At 67.7% G+C, this 1,928-nt stretch carries 4 protein-coding genes; 1 reads left to right on the top strand and 3 read right to left on the bottom strand.

Going from position 1 to position 1,928, the window contains the following annotated elements:
• Positions 1-342 (bottom strand): ArdC-like ssDNA-binding domain-containing protein (locus tag GGD89_RS19505; RefSeq protein WP_184049191.1); only part of this gene is annotated, 342 nt, incomplete at its 3' end.
• Between the two features lie 337 nt (positions 343-679).
• Between GGD89_RS19505 and GGD89_RS19510 the strand changes: the two genes are divergently transcribed.
• Entirely contained in the window at positions 680-859 is a 180-nt protein-coding gene (locus GGD89_RS19510; protein ID WP_184046318.1) for a hypothetical protein, read from the top strand.
• A gap of 85 nt (positions 860-944) precedes the next feature.
• Here the strand turns inward: GGD89_RS19510 and GGD89_RS19515 are convergent, their stop codons facing one another.
• Both GGD89_RS19515 and GGD89_RS19520 read right to left on the bottom strand, forming a co-directional pair.
• Positions 945-1,223, bottom strand: a complete 279-nt coding sequence (locus GGD89_RS19515; protein ID WP_184046320.1) for a CopG family antitoxin — start codon at positions 1,221-1,223, stop codon at positions 945-947.
• On the bottom strand, positions 1,201-1,503 hold the full coding sequence (locus GGD89_RS19520; RefSeq protein WP_184049194.1) for a BrnT family toxin: 303 nt from the start codon (positions 1,501-1,503) through the stop codon (positions 1,201-1,203). Before GGD89_RS19520 ends, GGD89_RS19515 begins: the two co-directional genes overlap by 23 nt.
• Positions 1,504-1,928 lie beyond the last annotated feature (425 nt).

Raw genomic sequence — 1,928 nt, forward strand, 5'->3', positions numbered from 1 at the left:
TGGAGGGTAGCCCATCCGTGGGGCTCGCCCCACGGATGGGCACGCAGGTGCGCCCCCACGAACAAAATTTCCAGACATCAGGTTACACAGCCCCTTGGCTTGCCGGAACGTCATCCAGATGGGCGAGGCGAAGCCGTATTCCATGGCGGCCGACCACAGCATGAGGATGTTGATCCCCGCATAGGGCACGCCGTTGTGCCGGAGGGGCCGGTTGACGCGCCCGGCGGCGTGCTCGGCGCTCCAGGGCTTTTCCCAAGGCCGCACGCCCTTTTCCAGTTCGGCGATGATGCTGTCGGTGACCCGGGTGTAGATGTCCTGCCGGGGTGCGTTGTCGCGTGTCATGGTTCGTCTCCTTGTTTCGTGCGGTCGACGGGCCGGAGAAGGACCCTCCCTCTCCTTTTCAAATCCGTCACGAAACCGAAGACGTCCTCTTCCTCTGACTGTTTCGACCGGGCACGGGCGCAAATTCCTCGTGAAGACCCCAAGGCCGTTTCCGCCGGAGCGAACGCCGGACCGGCCGGTGTTTTGAACGGACGCACCGGAAGAGCGGCCGTCCTCCGTCTTGTCCGCTTTGCGCGGACCGCCGCCCACGGGCGCCTTCTGACCCCCATGATGATGCCGGGACGGGGCGAAAGGCTCCGATGGGCGGGGCCTCCAAAGCGAGACGGAGGAAACGGCCATGCACGTCCCCACACACACCGACCTGAGCTGGCTGTCGCTCGACGACCTGAAAGGCCTGTATCTGAAGGTCTTCAACGCGGCGGCAACGGCCCGGCCGAACACCGCGACCCGCCGCCGGGCCATCGAGGCCCGGGAGGCCATCGCGCGGGAGCTTCGGTCCCGCCGCCCGGCGCCGTAACCCGGCCGGACACGGCCCCGGGCGGGCGGACCGCATCCCGCGGCCCGCCCGTTTCGACGGTCAGGAGAGAGAGCGAGCGTTCAGGTCAAGGACGGTCACCGGAGAGGGCGCGTTCGATGGCCTCGCGGATGAAGCGTTGGTATGGCATGCCGCGCGCCGAGGCCCGGGCCTTGACGGCATCGAGCAACGGCTCGGGCAGGCGCATGTTCACGCGCGCGTCTTTGCGGCCGAACTCGAAGCGGGCCGGCTGAAAGCCCGAGAGGTCATACGCGGTCAGGTCGGCCGCCTCGACGAACCGCTCCGCCTCGGCGTCTGTCTCGTGGCGCGGGAGTGGGGTCCCCTTACTGTCCGGTGTGTCGCTCATAGTGCTCGATCTCCTTTCTGTGCATGAACCGGGCGCTGATCGGCCGGATCAGGGTCACGCCGTCCCGCGTCCGCAGCGTGAACACGAGAAAGACCATGCGGCCGGCGGCGGTCTTGCCGATGGCGTTGTAGCGCGTCTCCCGATCCCGCGGCGTGCGATCGGGCAGGATCATCGGGGTGCCGCGGAAGACCGCCTCGATGTCCTCGCGCGTCACGCCATGCTTGGCGCATTTCGGCCCGTTGCCCGCATCCCAGTCGAAGCCATCCACCGCAAACGTCATGGAAGAAGTATAGCCGTTTGTGTGTACGATTGTCAAACAACGGGACCCACTGCCATCCCGCCCGCCACGAGGAATCCGCCGGCCGGAGCGCCCTACCCTGAGGGCATGGACACGGCACACCCATCGCGACGGAAGCGCGGCGACACGCGACACAGAGACGGCTCGACGAGTCCGGACCCCCGGCTGGTCGCGCTCGTCAAACTGCTTGCGCGGCAGGCGGCGGACGCGGAGTATGAACGCCTCCTCCGCACGCATATGTCCGCCGATATTTCCCCCCAGGCGCCGGCCCGTTCCGGCCGGCCCCCGCCGGAAGAGTCCGCGCCATGACCCTCGCCGCGATCTACGCCCGCTATTCCTCGGACCTGCAGAACCCGGCCTCCATCGAGGACCAGGTGCGAACCTGCCAGGCCTTCCTCGCGTCGCGC

The sequence above is a fragment of the Roseospira visakhapatnamensis genome (assembly GCF_014197915.1).
Taxonomy (GTDB): Bacteria; Pseudomonadota; Alphaproteobacteria; order Rhodospirillales; family Rhodospirillaceae; genus Rhodospira; species Rhodospira visakhapatnamensis.